Source organism: Halohasta litchfieldiae (assembly GCF_002788215.1).
Lineage (GTDB): Archaea > Halobacteriota > Halobacteria > Halobacteriales > Haloferacaceae > Halohasta > Halohasta litchfieldiae.
In genome coordinates, this window is the sequence record NZ_CP024845.1 from 1,733,776 (window position 1) to 1,749,887 (window position 16,112).

Genomic DNA, 16,112 nt, shown 5'->3' on the forward strand with positions numbered 1-16,112 from the left:
CCTATGCGACACTACGGCTCTCAATGACAATACCAGTTCCGGATCTTACGGAAAATCCGATTGTATCCCCGACCTGTTCGCCCATCCCGGCAAATCGCTTGACCTGAAGCTGTCGACGGATGTCGTTGCCGACCTCGATCATCTGGATCTCGATAAACACGTCAGCAATCGACCGGAAGGGGCCGATTGCTTCCTCGTCGACCGTCGAGGGGTCGACGGTGAGGACGATGATCTTGCCGTCGGAGATCATATCTCGGAAAAACGAGATGATCTCGAGGGCGGCCTGTCGCTCGTCGTTCTGGCGGACAAGGGATTCAAAAGTGGGATCGTTTCGGAGGATGGCATCGAAGGTGTCGATGATGACGACATCCGGCTCCCACATCACTTCGGCTTCCATCAGCCGTTTGAGAAGCTGTTTTCGTTCGGTGTCGGCGTCGCCGCGGAGCGCCCCAGCGCTGTCGAAGTCCGCATGGAGGAACAGTAGCTCCTCGCGAAGCAACGGCTTGGTGATGTTGTAGGAAAGCGAGTGCATCTGGTCGATGAACCCCGAGACGGTCAGCTCAGTCGAGAGGAACGTCACCGAGTGGTCCTCCTGGGTGAACCCGTAGCTGAACCGCTGGCTGATCGCACTTTTGCCGGCTCCGTAGTCACCCTCTAGGAGGACGATACTGCCACGCGGGATGCCGCCTCCCAGCTCTTTGTTCAGACGGTCGTGATCCTCCATTCCCAGCGACAGTAGGTTGCGTTGTGCTCTGCTCATTGTTATGTTCCTCTGAATTCAAACGTCTCTTCGTCTTCGTTCACCGTCAAAAACAGTCGGTTGCCTCCCGACTGAATATCGATCTCGGGATTATCATCTATCGTGATCTCGACGACCTCTCCTGGTCGCCAGATCTCATCCCCACTGTTAGCATCACTGATATCGACGTTCGCGTTCGGAATAAACCGACCGTTGAACACGATGTCGACTGCCGAGGCATCACTTATTGGCACGCCTTGTGAGCCGGTGTTCCGGACGTGAATCATCAAAGGCTCGTCCGTTGTATAAGTCGCACCCGGATCACTGATGATCGCCATATCCATCCGAACCTGTTGGCTCACATCGAGACTCCGATCATCTACCGCGCTACTGACTCGGTCGACGCCGGTTGTGAGCGTACCGACGACGCCAGCCGCGATGACGAGGCTTGCGATGAAGATGATCAGATGGGATGCTGAGACGCTTGCCATGGTTAGACCTCCCGTGTGACGCTGAGACCGTGGTCAGTGACGACTTTGATACGGTTCGTACTACTGAAGCCATCGATCACGAGTGACTCGCCGGGAAGCCAGAGATCCGTCGACCCATCCATATCAACGGACGTGTCGTACGTGTCCCGCGGTTGGTACTCGCCATCAATAACGAGGTCGACGTTCGAGACAGTCAATGATGTCGAGCCAGTGTTGTTCACGGTGATTGAATTTGCGCTGATTGCGTCGATTTCGATCTCGCTGTTCCGCATGTCGAGTTGGGCATCGTCCCGGTCGACTTCTGCGTCTTGGACCGCCTCGTAGCCATTCGACATCGCGGGATACATGATCCCAGTCGCGAGGAACAGCCCCGCGAAGATGATGGCTGTCGAAGCACTGACACTAAAGCCCATCGTCGCCTGTCGCGAAGGTGTCCCAGCGATCCAGGATCACCGACGTTGCAGTCGTGCCGTTGTTGAGCTTCATGATGTATTTCAAGCTGTGTACGTGGTGGGTTCGGTTGAGCTGGTCCGTGCCGGGCTGGTCGACCTTGTTGCGGTCGATCTGTCCGAACCCAGAGAGGAACGAGCGGAGATGGTCGGCCGCCGCCCGGTCGATCCAGTCGATGCGCTCGTAGTAGTTGACCGCTCGGGCGGCATCGGTGACGTTCGACTCCTCGACGAGGAACTCCAGCCACTCCATGACGACGAGATCGCCGACGTAGTCGCCGGGAATCGCCGTGAGGTACGGTTTGTCGCCGCTGCTGGAGAGCTGATCGGAGCTGACGTACTCGAAGTCGCCTTGGGTGTCTCCGTCGTCGACCGGGGCGGTCGACTCATCGGCGGTCTCAGCCTGCGTGGACGCAGCCATCTCACCATCGGAGCCGTTGCCGAGGCTATCGTCGGTGTCGTCCATCGCGAGGTTGTCGCCGTCGTCGAGGGAGTCATCCATTCCACCGAGGTCGTCCTCGTCGTCGTCCATCTCGCCGAAGGAGTCGTCCATCGCGAGGTCGTCGCCGTCGTCGAGGGAGTCATCCATTCCACCGAGGTCGTCGTCAGGTTCTTCGCCCTCTTCGGCCCACGAGGCATCGCCTGAGTCGTACTCGTCTTTCAGTTCACTAAACGACTTACCGCCGGTTGAATCTTGATCGCTCACCATTTCTTCTGATTCGCTTTCGCCGCCGACTGCGTCGGCGTCATCTTCGTCCAGTTCATCGAACTCGTCGTCCATCCCGCCATCGTCGAACTCGTCGTCGCCGAACTCGTCGTCATCGTCCTCCTCGAAGTCGTCGTCGAAGAAACCATCGGCGTCTTCGCTCATCACCGAGTCGTCGACGTCGTCGTCCTGCTGTGTTTCCTCTTCGCCGTCATCGAACAGTCCGAGTCCGCCACCGCCGCCACCGCCGCCACCGCCGCCGACATCGAACTCGCCGGCGTCCTGTTCGTCTACGAAGGGATTGATGCCGCGCGTCACCATCTCGTAGATATCGAGCAGGTTTCTGACGTCTTCCTCGACGTCTTCGATTCGGTCGCTGATCTCGGTGTTCTCGCTTTTGACGGTGTTGACCGTCGAGGAGAGGCTTGCAACCTCGTTTTCGAGTTCGTCGACTTGGTGTTCGAGTTCGTCCATGTCCGCACCGCCACCGCCGCCACCGCCGCCGCCACCGAAGTCGTCATCCATCCCGCCGAAGTCATCGTCCATCCCGCCGAAGTCGTCGCCGCCACCGCCGCCGCCGAACTCGTCGTCCATCCCGCCGAACTCGCCACCGTCGTCGTCCATCAGTCCGTCGCCACCGCCGCCTCCCCCGCCGGAATCATCATCGTCGTCGGAATCAAGGATTCGGTCGATGATGCTCGCGCCGACCAAGCCTGCTGTGCCGGCGGCCGTGGGACCAAGCACTGAGAGCTCGGTGCCGAACAGCGAGATCCCATCGAGCGCGGGGAGTGTGACGAGGAGCGATATACCGAGACCCATTACGTGAAATCGTAACAACCAGTATACTTCAAACCACCCCTCTGAATTTCAGGGATGAGATTTTGAACACACGGCGACTGATGCCGGCCAAGCGGTCAGATTTGCTGTATCGAATCGTCGGCTGTCCGGATCGAGACCGTCTCTTCGGCCGGATCGAACCGAAGCGAGCGGCCGTGGTTGCCACCGATATCCGCGTCGACAAGCCGGATACCAAGCTCCTCGAGTAGCTGTTCGGCCATCGCTATGTTTCGGCTGCCGATACTTTCGCCGGTAGAATTAAATTGGAGCATTTCACTGCCACCGACGATCCACGCCCGAAGCCGGTTCGCATCGGCTCCGGCTTCGACCATCTCGTCGATCAGAAGCGGGAGCCCGGTGTCGACGAACTTCGCAGGGGTAGTATCACGCGCGTGGTCGACAGAAGGTAACATGACGTGGATCAGTCCGGACACCGAGTTCCGCTGGTCGTATAAAATAATCCCGAGACACGACCCCAGCCCACTCGTAACCAGAACTGTCTCGTCTGTGACGACGGCGTATTCGGCGATCCCGATTTTCCGTCGGGTGATGGTCTCATCGTTCGTTTCGAGGCGTTTCACGGCTCCTCCTGACTGTTCCGGTAATCGGCGTTGGAGAGTGGTTTACGTCTGTGCTGGCAGTGCCGACAGTGCGCGAGCGAGTTCACGCTCGTTCGGCAGCGCGTAGATATCACAGCGGCCCTGATTGCCGTCGATATCGATAGTCGAGTCGATGACAAACGCGTACTCCTGTTGTTGCCCAAGCTTGCCGACAACGGGACTCATGATCGACGACCCCATGTCGTGGACGAAGTTCGGCGGGGTGTGTTCGATACTGGTTCCAAGCACGTTGGCCCAGCCATCGATGAAGCCGCTTGTCATGATGTTGCCCAGCTCTTTGATCGCCCCTTCGGTCATCGTCCCAATCCCCTCTTCATCCGATCCGCCGGGCATCATCGCGCTGGCGATTGTCTGGGCCGACCCCTCGTCGAACAGCACGACGAGATAGCCACTCGGCAGCCCCTTGAGTTCGAAGACGACACCGACGAACCGGTCGTCACCGACCTGTTTCGGCACGTCCTTCAGCGGGACGAACCGCAGTCGACTGATGTCGACGTCGGTGTCGAGCCCAGTCATCATCCCGATCTGGCCGGCGGCGTTACCAGCGCCCTCCTTTGCGAGGTCTTCGAAGGCGTTGAGCCGGTTGACCGGGATCTGGTTACCGTCGTCGGTGCCCGACAACAGATCCACGAACTGCCGGTACTCCGGCAGCATGTAGATCGAGAAATCGAGGTCGACGTCCATCGCTTGGAGTTTGCTCTCGAACAGAAAGACGCCGTGTTTCTTGGCGGCCTCGATTGCCTGATCCGGGAGGATTCGCGGGCCGACCGCCTCGGTGTATTTCGGCGGCGTCATATTGATCGCTTCGCCGAGGTGGTTGGCCCAGCCGTCGATGAAGCCGCCGATCATGATGTTGCCGAGTTCGGTGACGCTGCTCTGTGCAAGTTCGTCGCTCGTTCCCGTGGCTTCCAAAAGGAGTTCTTGGAGCTTCAGGGCCCGATCGCGTTCGAACGCGAGGACGGTTTCGCCCTCTAGTCCACCTTCGAGACCGAGTTCGACCCCGACGAACGACTGGCCGGTGAACGTCTCCGCGAGCACGTTTTCGGTAACGAGGCTCACATCGGTGACTTCGACGTCCATCTGGACGCCCGTCAGCTGTGAGAGCGATCTGGCGGCGCGTTCGGCACCCTGTGAGGCGAGATGGTTGAACTGTCCAAGCTCGCGGATGTCGACTTTCATGTTAGGCGGGGATGACGTCGTTGATCGCTTCGAGCACGTTCGGTTTCTGGAACGGTTTGGTAATGTAGCCCGAGGCACCCGCCTTGATCGCCTCCTTCATTTTCTCTTCCTGCCCGACACTGGTGCACATGATGATCTTCGCATCCGCGTTCTCGTTTGTGATCTCGTCGGTTGCCTCGATCCCACTGCGGATCGGCATGACGATATCCATCATCACGATGTCGGGGTCGTGTTCGTTATACAAGTCGACGGCCTCAACGCCGTTTTCGGCCTCTCCGACGATATCGAAATCGCCCTCAAGGATTTCACGGAGCAAGTTCCGCATGAACTCCGAGTCGTCGGCGATCAGCACACGCTTAGCCATATATCCTGTTGGCTACTCCCCATTCTCATAAACACTCCCCTACAGTTATCAGCGCTGAGAACAGAACCGCCGAAAATCGGCCTACTCCTCGGACGGAGGAACGGTAAACGAGCCTTCCTTTCGGACGGCAGCCAGCAGGTCGCTGATCGAATCATCCGGTTTGAGATCATGGCGTTTGACAACTGTGTAGACGCTTTGGACCGGGTACTCGACCGCGAGGTCGCTGCCCGCGAGGATGATTCCGAGGACGGATTCGGGTTCGACCTCCTCGGTCGTCTGGCGGGCGTACCACCGCAGCAAGGTTTCGAGCGTCTCGCCGATGTCATCCGAGGTCATCCGGCCGCGATTGACCTCTCCCTCGACGTTGAGCGTGGCATCGAAGCCGTAGTCGCCATCGCCCTGCGTGAGTTCCTCCGCGAGGAACTTGCTGACGTTGGCGTTGGTGAGCTCTACTGCTGGCGGGTCGACCGGTGGCTGGTCGTGAGCCGCCAGCTCCGACGATGACGGGGTGGGTGACCCACCACCGGTCGACTGCTGGTTGTGATTGCCTGACCGCTGGTTGCGACTACTCGACTGAGTGTTGGACGACTGCTGACTTCGACCGCCTGACTGCGTGTTGGGCGACTGCTGGTTGCCTCGGTCCCCGGACCGATTGCTCGACGACTGTTGCTTGCGACCGCCTGATTGAGTGGGCGATTGCTGGCCTCGATTGGTCGGCTGGTTGGTGGGCGATTGCTGACCACGACCACCAGACTGCGTGTTGGGAGATTGCTGATTCTGCCCGCCCGGTTGGGTATTGCCGGGTGGCTGTTGATTCTGCCCGCCCGCCTGTGGTGTCGACCGGTTGTCGGGCTGGGGCTGTCGAGGCGTCGACTCCTCGTCCGGTTGGGACGTCGACTGCTCCCCTCGAGGCTCCCGTGGCGGGGAGTCACTCGGCTCGGGAGCCGTCTCCGTCTCGTCGTCATCACTGAGCCAGTCGGGGTTTTCGAGGAGATCCCGATTAGGTTTCTTCGCTGGCCCGTCCGGAGAGACCACGTACCGCCCGTCGTCGATCTCCTCGACCTCGGGCTGTGCTGTAATATCGAGATCGTCAGGTGCGAGAATTCGCTCGCGGTCTTCCTCATCCGAGTTATCCGAGCCCATGACTGTGTTGATCTTTAGCAGTCGACTAAAAGAGTGTTGCCCTCAGCAGCGTCGCTGTAGCGTTGTGCTTCGGTTGAGCACGCAAAAAATGAGTTGCAACGGGGACAACCCCGTGTTTAGTGATATTGGTTCGAGACGGCGATTACAGTCTCACGGCCGACCGACCGACCAGTGAGTCTGGGACTCGCAGCTCTTCGATTGTCGACGCGCCAGAGGCGGTCGTCAACGTTATCGTGAGCTTTTCGCCACCACTGATCTGTTCGCCATCGAGATCATCAGTAGCATTGAGCGTAAGCTCGTAGCGATCGGCACGATCAGTGATGACCGTATCCGGTGTATTGCGAGTGATGTAACCGATGTTCGAATCGTTCAGTACATCGGTGATCACTTTATCATCGGTAACGATTTCGTAGGTCACGTTCTCGAGTTGGATATCACCCGCACCTGGTGATTTCGTCACCGTGAGGTTGACGTCTGTCAGATTTTTGTCGCTTATTTGGCCAGTCGCACTCTGGATCTGAATCCGGTCGGCCACCTGCTGTGCGGACTCTTCACCGGTTGCCTCTGCTTGTGTCTGGAGCATCCCGGCCGTGTTGATCAGCACACCTGCGGCAATCGCTGCCACGAGTACCATCGCGATGAACACGATGAGTGTCCCGATTCCAACCTGACCACGGTCCTCCGTGTTGTGTAGGGGTATCATTGTCTTAGGTTATCATTTATTATTGATTGTATTATATTTTTATAATTTTACAGCTGATTTGTCGACCAGTGAGTCCGGCACGCGAAGCTCCGTGACTGTTGAGGCACCCGGGGCGGTCGTCAGGGTCACGGTTACTTTATCGCCACCGTCAAGATTGCCGTTGAGATCTGTGGAACTGAAGTTGAGCGCGTAGCGGTCGGCCCGATCAGTGATCACGTTGTCGTCGGTCGCAGCAGTGATGGTGCTGACCTGATCCGAACCCACGACGTTCGTGATAACCTGATCGCTCGTCACGAACTCGTAGGTCACGTTTTCAAGTTGGATGTCGTCAGCACCCGGTGATTTTGTCACACTAATATTGACTTCCGTAACTTTGGCTGTGGTATCTCCGCTACCATCGATGACCCCAGTTGAATTAACCTGCTCTACTGTACCAGTTGCACTCTGGATCTGAATCCGGTCGGCCACCTGCTGTGAGGACTCCTCACCGGTTGCCTCGGCTTGCGTCTGGAGCAGTCCAGCCGTATTGATCAGTACACCTGCAGCAATCGCTGCCACAAGCACCATCGCGATGAACACAATGAGCGTTCCGATTCCGACCTGACCGCGTTCGTCTGTATCGAATACTGTCTCAAACATTGTTACAGTTTCACCGCACTACGGTCGACCAACGAGTCCGGCACTCGAAGCTCCGTAACTGTCGACGCACCTGGTGCGGTCGTCAGCGTCACGGAGATTTTCTCGCCACCCTGAAGATCTCCGTCAAGATCCTCGCTCGCATCGAAGTTGAGCTGGTAGCGGTCACTCCGATCGGTGATGACATTATCGTTAGTCTCTGCTGAGATGTTGGTGATTTGGCTCTCTGACAGCACATTGGTGATGACCTTGTCGCTCGTCACGAACTCGTAGGTCACGTTCTCAAGCTGAATATCGTCAGCACCCGGAGCCTTCGTTACCGTGATGTTGACCGCCGTTACCACTTCCCGGGTACTGTTAATTTCTCCAGTTGCACTCTGGATCTGGAGTCGGTCGCTCACCTGCTGTGAGGACTCTTCACCGGTTGCCTCGGCCTGCGTCTGGAGCAGTCCTGCCGTGTTGATTAGTACACCCGCGGCAATCGCTGCCACAAGTACCATCGCGATGAACACGATGAGTGTCCCGATTCCGACCTGACCGCGCTCGTCTGCATTAAATACTGTCTCAAACATTGTTACAGTTTCACCGCACTACGGTCGACCAACGAGTCGGGTACTCGAAGCTCTGTGACTGTTGAGGCACCCGGTGCGGTCGTCAGCGTCACGGCAATTTTGTCGCCACCCTGGAAGTTCGTATCGAAGTGCGTTGTGTTAAATTCGAGCTGGTAGCGGTCGCTCCGGTCAGTAATCACGTTATCGCTCGTCGCAGCCGTGATTTCACTGACCTGGCCAGCCGCAACAACATCCGTGATAACTTGATCGCTCGTGACGAACTCGTAGGTCACGTTCTCAAGTTGGATATCGTCGGCACCCGGTGCCTTCGTCACCGTAATATTTACTGAGTCGATTTCCTCGCCTGTGACGTTCCCTGTCGCACTCTGGATCTGGAGCCGGTCGCTCACCTGCTGTGAGGACTCCTCACCAGTTGCTTCTGCCTGTGTCTGAAGCAGTCCGGCCGTATTGATAAGGACACCCGCCGCAATTGCTGCGACAAGTACCATTGCGATGAACACGATGAGTGTTCCAATACCGACCTGACCTCGATCTGTGTCGTTGAACATGTGTTTAATTTCGTTCTCCTCGTCGGCTACCCATTGGATAGGGGGACCCGACGCTATGTCCAGAAAGCAGAAACTCGGTATTAAAATTATGTCCGTGAATATCGACTGTGATAATCCCCGCCTGTGGTAGCTATACCCACAAAGAGGTACAGTATCCAAGCCAATCAGTACCACTGTATGCGGTCGACATAAAGATCCACAGTCGACACGGAAAGTATCAGACCCGATGCGCTACCAACCGATGTGAGACAGTCAGTACGCGACAAATTATTTGTTTCGCACACGCCCGTAAGTTACTGAATTTGATACCACGGTCCCACAACTGATACTGAGAAAGTCATACCGCAGGACAGCAGACCACCGACACCCTTTTTATCTTGACTCTCCCAATTATCAACTAATGACATCTGAGGATCTTATCGAGGTACTCGGTAACAAGTACAATACCGAGATCCTATCGGCGACAACCGATCCCAAATCCGCCCAGGACCTCAGTGATGAGCTTGATGTCCCCATCGCTACCTGTTATCGGCGGATCAACGAACTCACCGAAACCAACCTGTTGGAGCTCCATGATCGGCCGCTGTCGGACGAACACCGCCGGATTAAGGTGTACCGGCGCAACGTCGACGAAATCGAGATCAGTTTCGACAACGGGATCGCCGTCGAGATCTCCGAGCGGTCGGTCGTCAAAAACAAGCTCGACGACGTCTGGCGGACGATGTCCAACCAGTAGTTAAAACGAGGGACCGCCGCTGGCCCCGGTGCCGCCGTCGCCACCCATCATCGAGAACCCGCTGGCTTTGTCGTGGACGATGAGTCCACCGTCGCTGATCTCCATCGGGAAAATATCGGTGTCGATATCCTGTTTTCGCATTTTGGCAACCCAAACGTAGCGGTTGACGCCGGAGTCGGTCGGCGTCTGGATGACGTAGATGTTGCCGTCGGTGAGGAAGTTCTCCAGACCGATCTCAGTGTCGGGGAACACCGCACCCTGTTCGTTGATCAAAAGCGATGTCAGCCCGTATTGTTTGAGGATGTCGGAGAACTTCAGGAGGTAGGTCCGTTTTTCGCGCTCGTCGTCGAAAAACAGCTGGAACATTGTCAACGAGTCGAGCACGAGTCGGTCGTACTCCTCGGCGGAGAAATCTTCGAGCAGCCGGTCCATCGTCGCGGTAAAATCGCCGTCGCTCAGCATATCCCGCTTGTCGTAGATCTTGATCTCGCCTTCGTCGACCAACTCGCCGAACCGGTCGAAGCCGATTGATTCGGCGGCGGTCCGAATGTCGTCGGCGTTCTCCTCGAAGGAGATGTAAATGCCGGGCTCGTCGTACTCGGTGACGCCCGTGTACAAATACTGCATGCCGAGGATGCTTTTGCCGGTCCCCGGATTCCCGCTAACGAGGACGGTTGCGTTGTCGACGATACCGCCGTTGAGGATCTCATCGAGACCATCGACCCCGGTTGGAACTACATCTGTCATACCTGTCATTGCGGGACAATAGAACGCCCTCCTAAATGAGACCACCGGCTCTCTGTGGTTGTTACCAGATTTATAGAGAACGATTAGTAGATACATTTATACCCTCAGGGTTGTGGATGTCTCAGTACGAATGGGTGTGTGGAGTCGAACCGACAGACCGACAGATACGGAGCGTTGTCCCCACCGGGTGAGACGGCGATGAGTGCACAGACGATTCTCGTCGTCGAGGATGATTCGTCCGTAACGAAGCTCTACGTCCAGTTTTTGAAGCCGGAATATACGGTGTTCACCGCCGAGACTGCCCAAGAGGGGATCGATATCCTGTTAGGCAACTCGGATGCGGACACCGATGCCGCCGGGATCGACGCCGTCTTGCTGGATCGTCGACTGCCCGACGCGCCGGGCGAGGAAGTGCTTAATCTCATTGAAGACCGAGGGTTTGACTGTCGCGTGGCGATGGTCACCGGTGTCGAACCCGATTTCGACATCGTCGACATGGGGTTCGACCTCTATATCGTCAAGCCGGTGACGCGATCCGAACTGCTCGAAGCCGTCGAAACGCTGTTCGTCCGCTCGGAGTACGGCGGTCTCCTCCGGGAAGCCGCGTCGCTGGCTTCGAAGCGCGCGCTGCTTGAATCCGAAAAATCGGATGGTGAACTCGACGCCAGCGAGGAGTATGGGACGCTGTTGGGTCGGATGAGCGAACTTGACGACGAACTGCTTGATCTGGCGGGCTCGCTGTCTTCGGATGATTATCGCGTGATGTTCCGCGACCTCGGTAACGCCTAGGGCTCTCAGCGGTCGACCAGTCGTTCCACACCCACCACCGCTTCTGCAGTCTCAGTCCGCTGATCCACCGAGCTGTGCACCAACCAGTTCGTTCGCATGGTCGATGAACTCGACCTGTGTTCCGGTCGGGATCGTCGCGCCTGCGGCGACGTCGTGGCCGCCGCCGTCGCCACCGACCGCGCGGGAGGCCTCGCGCATGACCTCCGAGAGATCCAGCCCGTTGCGGATCAGTTGGTGACTGCCACGGGACGACACCTTGATTTCGGTGTCGGATTTCTCCGCGAAGGCGATGATCGGCAGATCACGTCGCACGCCGGGCGCGCCGACGGCCATCCCGGCGACGATGCCGACGATGGTTTCACGGATTTCGTCCCCAGCGTCGAACCACTGGAGATGGTCCTCGGCAGAGATTCCTTCGGTTTTGACCCATTCCAATCCTTCAGAAAGGTTTCGTCGGTGGTTTCTGAGCAGGTGGCGAGCGCGATCCAGCGCCTCGTCGCGGTCGCCCAGACAGACCGCGAGGCCGACATCGGCCCGTTCGTAGCGGGCGGTGGCGTTCAACAGCGTCGAAAACTCGCTGACGTCCCGAAGTTCGGTCCCCGGCTCCTCGCGGCTGAGTTGGTAGCTCGTGCCGATCAAATCGTTGATCCGCCCCGAGGGGACCCCACTTGAGACCGCCCGCCGAACCAAGGCGCTGGCGACGGTCTGTCGCTCGTCATCGGAGAGGTCGACCCAACAGCGCCACTCGTCGTCGACTTTCAGGTCGAGATCAAGTTCGGACAAAAACTCGATTGCGCCCGAGGCATCGTTCGAGATGCCGGGAATCCGTGCATCGCTGGCGTACTCAAGCAGTTTCGGGAGGGGCCGAGTCTGTTTGCCGTACAGCGTGAGGTCTGTCATTTCCTCGATCACACCGGCCTCGATGCCCTCCTTGACGATGTCCGTATTTGCTCCGCGGAGGCCGTCGACACCGGCCTGCATATCGCCGACCGCACCGACGACTGCGAGCGCGGCCAAGTCGCGGTTGTCGACTGCGTCGTCGGAATCAGTTGCCTCCAACGCACGCGCGAGGACATAGCTAGCGCCAGCCCCAGAGAGTTCCGAGGCCCCGTTGATGTCGACCAAGAGGGGATTGAGATGGAACTCGGTGGTCGCGTCGGCGGGCTGGTGGTGATCGGCAATAACAGGGATAAAATCGCCAGCAGTCTCGTGGGCAGCGATCAGATCGAGTTGGCCGCTGCCGAAGTCAGTAAACAAAACCGTTTCGTGGTCGGTGGCGGCGATAGATTCGAGTTCCGCCTCGTCGAGTTGTTTCGAGAAAACGGTCTCGAAGGAGATTCCCGCCCGTTCGAGCGCGGTGGCGGCGATTGCGGCGCTGGTCAGTCCATCGGCGTCGATATGGGATGCCAGCAGGACGCTGTCGGCCGCCCGGAGTCGTTCGGCGCAGGCACTCGCGGTGTCAGCAAGCGCCCCTACAGGATGAACCGTAGCCATTTGTGCCGAGTTGGTCGCCTTCGGATATAAGGCTCCGCTTCGGTAGCTGGAGGATAGTGGTACCAAATGGTAGCAGATGGTTTGAGTTGGTAGAAAGAGTCGACCCTACTCGCTGTAGCTGGGAGCGGCTTCCTCAACGACTACAGTCGCCAGCGCCTCGAAGGTCGCCTCATCGGGGACGATGTCGACGTCGATCCCGTGTTCCTCAGCGGTCTCCCGCGTTGGCTCGCCAATCACGCCGACAACTGCCTTGTTGAGGCCCTCGATTGCGGCCTCGCGACTGCCGCGTTCGGCAGCGGCCGCGAGGAAGTGGTCGACTGTGAGCGACGAGGTGAACGCCACGGCCTCAAGATCGCCTTCGGCGGCCATCTCCGCGGAGATTCCGGACTCCGGTGGTCGAACTAATTTATAAAGAACGGTTTCGGACCAGTCGGCGTCGGCTTCCTCCAACCCATCGAGCAGCACCTGACTGCCGTGGTCGCTCCGGGCGACCTCAACGCGTTTGCCAGCGATCTCACCGGACAGCAAGTCGACCAGTCCAGTCGAACTGTAGGTTTCGGGTTCTTTGTCGACTTCCCAGCCGACCCCCTCGGCGGCGGCAGTCGTCCCGGAGCCGATACTGACGAGCGTCGTCTCGTCGGGGCTCCAGCCAGCCTCGGCGGCGAGTTCGATCCCGGTCTTGCTCGTGAAGATCGTGTAGTCGGCGTCGGGGGCGGGGACCGCGCCGGTCGACTCGATGGCGAGCATCGGATCGGCCACCGGCGTGGCTCCCAGCGAGTCGAGCAGGTCGACTGCGGTTTCGAGCCGTTCGTCGTCGGGGCGGAACACCGCGACACGGACCTCTTGGGTCATTCAGTGGTGGTCTCCAGCCCACTGTCGTGGTCGGCCAGCTCGCCGGTTCGGTTGCCGAGGAAGTCGACGACAGCCTTGCGTGTGGCGGCGACTTCACCGATCACGGTGATTGCAGGCGGTTCGATGTCGTGTTCGTCCCGGACGTCGACAATCGTCTCCATTGTCCCGCTGGCCACGCGCATATTCGGCCACGTCGCGCGTTCGACCAGCGCGACCGGCGTCTCGGGGTCCATCCCGGCATCGAGCAGCGCCTGCGTATAGAATGGCAGCTTACCGACACCCATCAGGACGACCAGCGTGCCGCCGGTCGCGGCGAGTGCCTCCCAGTCGATGGCCGATTCGTCCTTGGTCGGGTCCTCGTGACCCGTGACAAAGGAGACGCTGGAGACGTGGTCGCGGTGAGTGACCGGTATTCCGGCGACGCCAGCCCCCGCGATGGCGGAGGTGATTCCGGGGACGACCTCGAAGGGTATCTCGTTGGCCGCGAGATGCTCCATCTCCTCGCCGCCGCGACCGAAGACGAATGGGTCGCCGCCCTTCAGTCGGACGACGGTTTTGCCCTCCTCGGCGAGGGCGACCAGCCGCTTGTTGGTGTACTCCTGTGGGGTCCACTCGCCACCGGCGCGTTTGCCCACGTCCTCGCGTTTGGCCTCGGGAATCTCCCCGAGAATCTTTGGGCCGGGGAGTTTGTCGTGGAGGACGACATCGGCCTCATCAAGGAGTCGACGGGCTTTGACGGTCATCAATTCCGGATCACCGGGGCCACTGCCGACCAGATAGACGGTGCCGACCGAGTCGTTGGCCTCAGGCATCGTCATCACCCATCACGGTTTCGGGGCCGCCAGCGTCGGCAACTGAGTCATCCCCAGCATCCGCTTCGGCTTCGGCGGCCTCGCGGGCCTCGTCGATCAGATCGGCTGCGCCGCGCTCGCGGAGATCGGCCGCAAAGTCGGCGGCCGCGTCGGCGTGATTACTCACCGGCAGATCTCGCGTTGCCTCGATGACTTCCGTCCCGTCGTGGCTGAGAATCTGGGCCCGGGTCTGGACGTACTCGCCCTGCAGCATCGCGCTGACGCCGATAGGGGCGATACAGCCCCCACCGACTTCGGCCAGCACGGTACGCTCGACGGTGGTCTCGACGCGCGTCACGGGGTGGTCGAGTGCCTCTTGGATCGTCTCGGCGATTTCGGGATCGCTGGCGGTCACCGCAATCGCACCCTGTCCCGGCGAGGGGACGAAGGAGCTTTTCGGCAGTCGAACGCTCTCGACGGTGTCGTAGAGCCCGCTACGTCGAATGCCTGCTTCTGCAAGGACGATGGCGTCCATCTCTTGGTCGACCCGGCGTTCCATCGCACTGCGTTCGAGTTGAGAGAGCGACTCGAACCAGTCGTCGGGCGACTGGCCGTACTCGCTTTCGTTGCCTTTCGACTCGGCTTCGAGTCGTCGGTCGTGTTCGGCCTGCAACGAGGGGGCCAGCAGTTTTTCGAGGCGGGTGTCGACGTTGCCCCGCAGCGGGACGACCTCCAAATCTGGCCGCGTTGCGAGCAGTTGGGCGGTTCGGCGGAGCGAACTCGTGCCGACGACGGCCTCCGGAGCGAGGAGATCGAGTTTGGTTCCGTCCGGTGTGACGAGTACGTCGCCGGAGGGGGCGCGTTCGGGGACACCAGCGACGACGAGATCCTCGGGCATCTCGGTCGGCATATCCTTCATCGAGTGGACGGCAGCGTCGAGTTCGCCGGAGAGAACTTTTTCGTCGAGCGAGCGAACGAAGGCTCCGGTTTTGCCCAGTTGGTGGATGAGTTCCTCACGGAGTTGGTCGCCGGTCGTCTCTACCTCCGTGAGCGTCACCTCACGTCGACGGGAGTCGAGGTTCGATTTGATGGTGTTGGCCTGCCGAAGCGCGAGATCAGAGCCGCGTGTGGCAAGCCGGATATCCGCATCTGAGTTCATATGCGAGAATCGGGGCGGGGGCCCAAAAGCCCATCAGTTCGGGATTCGGAGGTTGGAGCCTTGGTGTTCCGTGGGTTGGGTTATAAAGAGCCGTCGACGGGCTGGGGTCACTGATCTGCGCTATACAGAGGCTTAGTCGTTCGATTTTTGTTCACAATCGTATAAAAACAGGGCAACATTTCGGGGAGTATATGTATGACAAACTCTGTTGATTCCATCTTAGTTAGTATAAATACCCATCTTCGCCACATACTTGAAGAATAATCGCTAACTGACTTAGCAGTCCAAATTTGTTAGGTCGGCTGTTCATTAACTTGGATCCCCTACGAAACATCAGAGGATAGAGTTACACTCGTACCTCTCAGTGGTTTCCGTTCGACCCTGCCCCAGAGAACCTGTAATTTCCCCCTCACAGGCACTCATACTAAACTCCCCCAAGCGGAATGTACAGGAACCAATTGCCCCCACAACGGGTTCCTATATTTGCGGACGCACTTGCCCAGTTTCCCGAGTTGTGCCGCCGTTTCCCCCAAAAGGTAGTACGGCACACAGTCGGA

At 58.8% G+C, this 16,112-nt stretch carries 19 protein-coding genes; 2 read left to right on the top strand and 17 right to left on the bottom strand.

From position 1 onward, the window contains the following. Position 1: 1 nt before the first annotated feature. From HALTADL_RS08780 to HALTADL_RS08835, 12 genes are all read right to left on the bottom strand, one after another. Positions 2–760, bottom strand: coding sequence for an ATPase domain-containing protein (locus HALTADL_RS08780; protein WP_089670665.1), 759 nt, complete (start codon positions 758–760; stop codon positions 2–4). Positions 761–762: 2 nt separating this feature from the next. Further along, a complete protein-coding gene (locus HALTADL_RS08785; RefSeq protein WP_089670664.1) occupies positions 763–1,230 on the bottom strand; it encodes a hypothetical protein in 468 nt (155 codons plus the stop codon). 2 nt (positions 1,231–1,232) lie between these two features. Then, positions 1,233–1,643: a hypothetical protein gene (locus tag HALTADL_RS08790; protein ID WP_089670663.1), complete on the bottom strand. Its 411-nt coding sequence runs from the start codon at positions 1,641–1,643 to the stop codon at positions 1,233–1,235. Further along, positions 1,633–3,204 (bottom strand): FlaD/FlaE family flagellar protein, encoded by a 1,572-nt coding sequence (locus tag HALTADL_RS08795; protein WP_089670662.1) that lies wholly within the window; start codon positions 3,202–3,204, stop codon positions 1,633–1,635. Before HALTADL_RS08795 ends, HALTADL_RS08790 begins: the two co-directional genes overlap by 11 nt. 95 nt (positions 3,205–3,299) lie before the next feature. Continuing rightward, on the bottom strand, positions 3,300–3,803 hold the full coding sequence (locus HALTADL_RS08800) for a chemotaxis protein CheD (protein WP_245708324.1): 504 nt from the start codon (positions 3,801–3,803) through the stop codon (positions 3,300–3,302). A 42-nt stretch (positions 3,804–3,845) separates the two neighbouring features. Beyond that, a complete protein-coding gene (locus HALTADL_RS08805) occupies positions 3,846–5,021 on the bottom strand; it encodes a chemotaxis protein CheC (protein ID WP_089670661.1) in 1,176 nt (391 codons plus the stop codon). 1 nt (position 5,022) lies between these two features. After that, positions 5,023–5,385: a chemotaxis protein CheY gene (cheY, locus tag HALTADL_RS08810; RefSeq protein WP_089670660.1), complete on the bottom strand. Its 363-nt coding sequence runs from the start codon at positions 5,383–5,385 to the stop codon at positions 5,023–5,025. 81 nt (positions 5,386–5,466) lie between these two features. Beyond that, on the bottom strand, positions 5,467–6,528 hold the full coding sequence (locus HALTADL_RS08815; RefSeq protein ID WP_089670659.1) for a DUF7500 family protein: 1,062 nt from the start codon (positions 6,526–6,528) through the stop codon (positions 5,467–5,469). A 142-nt stretch (positions 6,529–6,670) separates the two neighbouring features. Continuing rightward, the gene (locus tag HALTADL_RS08820; RefSeq protein ID WP_089670658.1) at positions 6,671–7,231 is read right to left on the bottom strand and encodes an archaellin/type IV pilin N-terminal domain-containing protein; all 561 of its coding nucleotides are present in this window, start codon (positions 7,229–7,231) and stop codon (positions 6,671–6,673) included. Between the two features lie 39 nt (positions 7,232–7,270). After that, positions 7,271–7,870 carry an archaellin/type IV pilin N-terminal domain-containing protein gene (locus HALTADL_RS08825; protein WP_089670657.1) on the bottom strand — a complete coding sequence of 200 codons (600 nt, stop codon included), beginning with the start codon at positions 7,868–7,870 and terminating at the stop codon, positions 7,271–7,273. A 2-nt stretch (positions 7,871–7,872) separates the two neighbouring features. Then, positions 7,873–8,439 (bottom strand): archaellin/type IV pilin N-terminal domain-containing protein, encoded by a 567-nt coding sequence (locus tag HALTADL_RS08830; protein ID WP_089670656.1) that lies wholly within the window; start codon positions 8,437–8,439, stop codon positions 7,873–7,875. 2 nt (positions 8,440–8,441) lie between these two features. Next, on the bottom strand, positions 8,442–8,987 hold the full coding sequence (locus HALTADL_RS08835; protein WP_089670655.1) for an archaellin/type IV pilin N-terminal domain-containing protein: 546 nt from the start codon (positions 8,985–8,987) through the stop codon (positions 8,442–8,444). 400 nt (positions 8,988–9,387) lie between these two features. Between HALTADL_RS08835 and HALTADL_RS08840 the strand changes: the two genes are divergently transcribed. Next, positions 9,388–9,723 (top strand): winged helix-turn-helix domain-containing protein, encoded by a 336-nt coding sequence (locus HALTADL_RS08840; RefSeq protein WP_089670654.1) that lies wholly within the window; start codon positions 9,388–9,390, stop codon positions 9,721–9,723. On the opposite strand, the gene HALTADL_RS08845 is transcribed toward HALTADL_RS08840, so the two are convergent. Then, on the bottom strand, positions 9,724–10,470 hold the full coding sequence (locus tag HALTADL_RS08845) for an RAD55 family ATPase (protein ID WP_089670653.1): 747 nt from the start codon (positions 10,468–10,470) through the stop codon (positions 9,724–9,726). Positions 10,471–10,668: 198 nt separating this feature from the next. Between HALTADL_RS08845 and HALTADL_RS08850 the strand changes: the two genes are divergently transcribed. Continuing rightward, a complete protein-coding gene (locus HALTADL_RS08850; RefSeq protein ID WP_089670652.1) occupies positions 10,669–11,259 on the top strand; it encodes a response regulator transcription factor in 591 nt (196 codons plus the stop codon). 51 nt (positions 11,260–11,310) lie between these two features. On the opposite strand, the gene HALTADL_RS08855 is transcribed toward HALTADL_RS08850, so the two are convergent. The 4 genes from HALTADL_RS08855 to hemC all read right to left on the bottom strand — a co-directional run bounded on the left by HALTADL_RS08855 (position 11,311) and on the right by hemC (position 15,555). Then, complete coding sequence (locus tag HALTADL_RS08855; protein ID WP_089670651.1) at positions 11,311–12,753, bottom strand: single-stranded-DNA-specific exonuclease RecJ; 1,443 nt, start codon at positions 12,751–12,753, stop codon at positions 11,311–11,313. A 105-nt stretch (positions 12,754–12,858) separates the two neighbouring features. Further along, positions 12,859–13,605: a uroporphyrinogen-III synthase gene (locus HALTADL_RS08860; protein ID WP_089670650.1), complete on the bottom strand. Its 747-nt coding sequence runs from the start codon at positions 13,603–13,605 to the stop codon at positions 12,859–12,861. Then, the gene (gene cobA, locus HALTADL_RS08865; RefSeq protein WP_394327348.1) at positions 13,602–14,417 is read right to left on the bottom strand and encodes a uroporphyrinogen-III C-methyltransferase; all 816 of its coding nucleotides are present in this window, start codon (positions 14,415–14,417) and stop codon (positions 13,602–13,604) included. Before cobA ends, HALTADL_RS08860 begins: the two co-directional genes overlap by 4 nt. After that, complete coding sequence (hemC, locus tag HALTADL_RS08870) at positions 14,410–15,555, bottom strand: hydroxymethylbilane synthase (RefSeq protein ID WP_089670648.1); 1,146 nt, start codon at positions 15,553–15,555, stop codon at positions 14,410–14,412. The genes cobA and hemC overlap by 8 nt, the downstream gene beginning before the upstream one ends. Between the last annotated feature and the right edge of the window lie 557 nt (positions 15,556–16,112).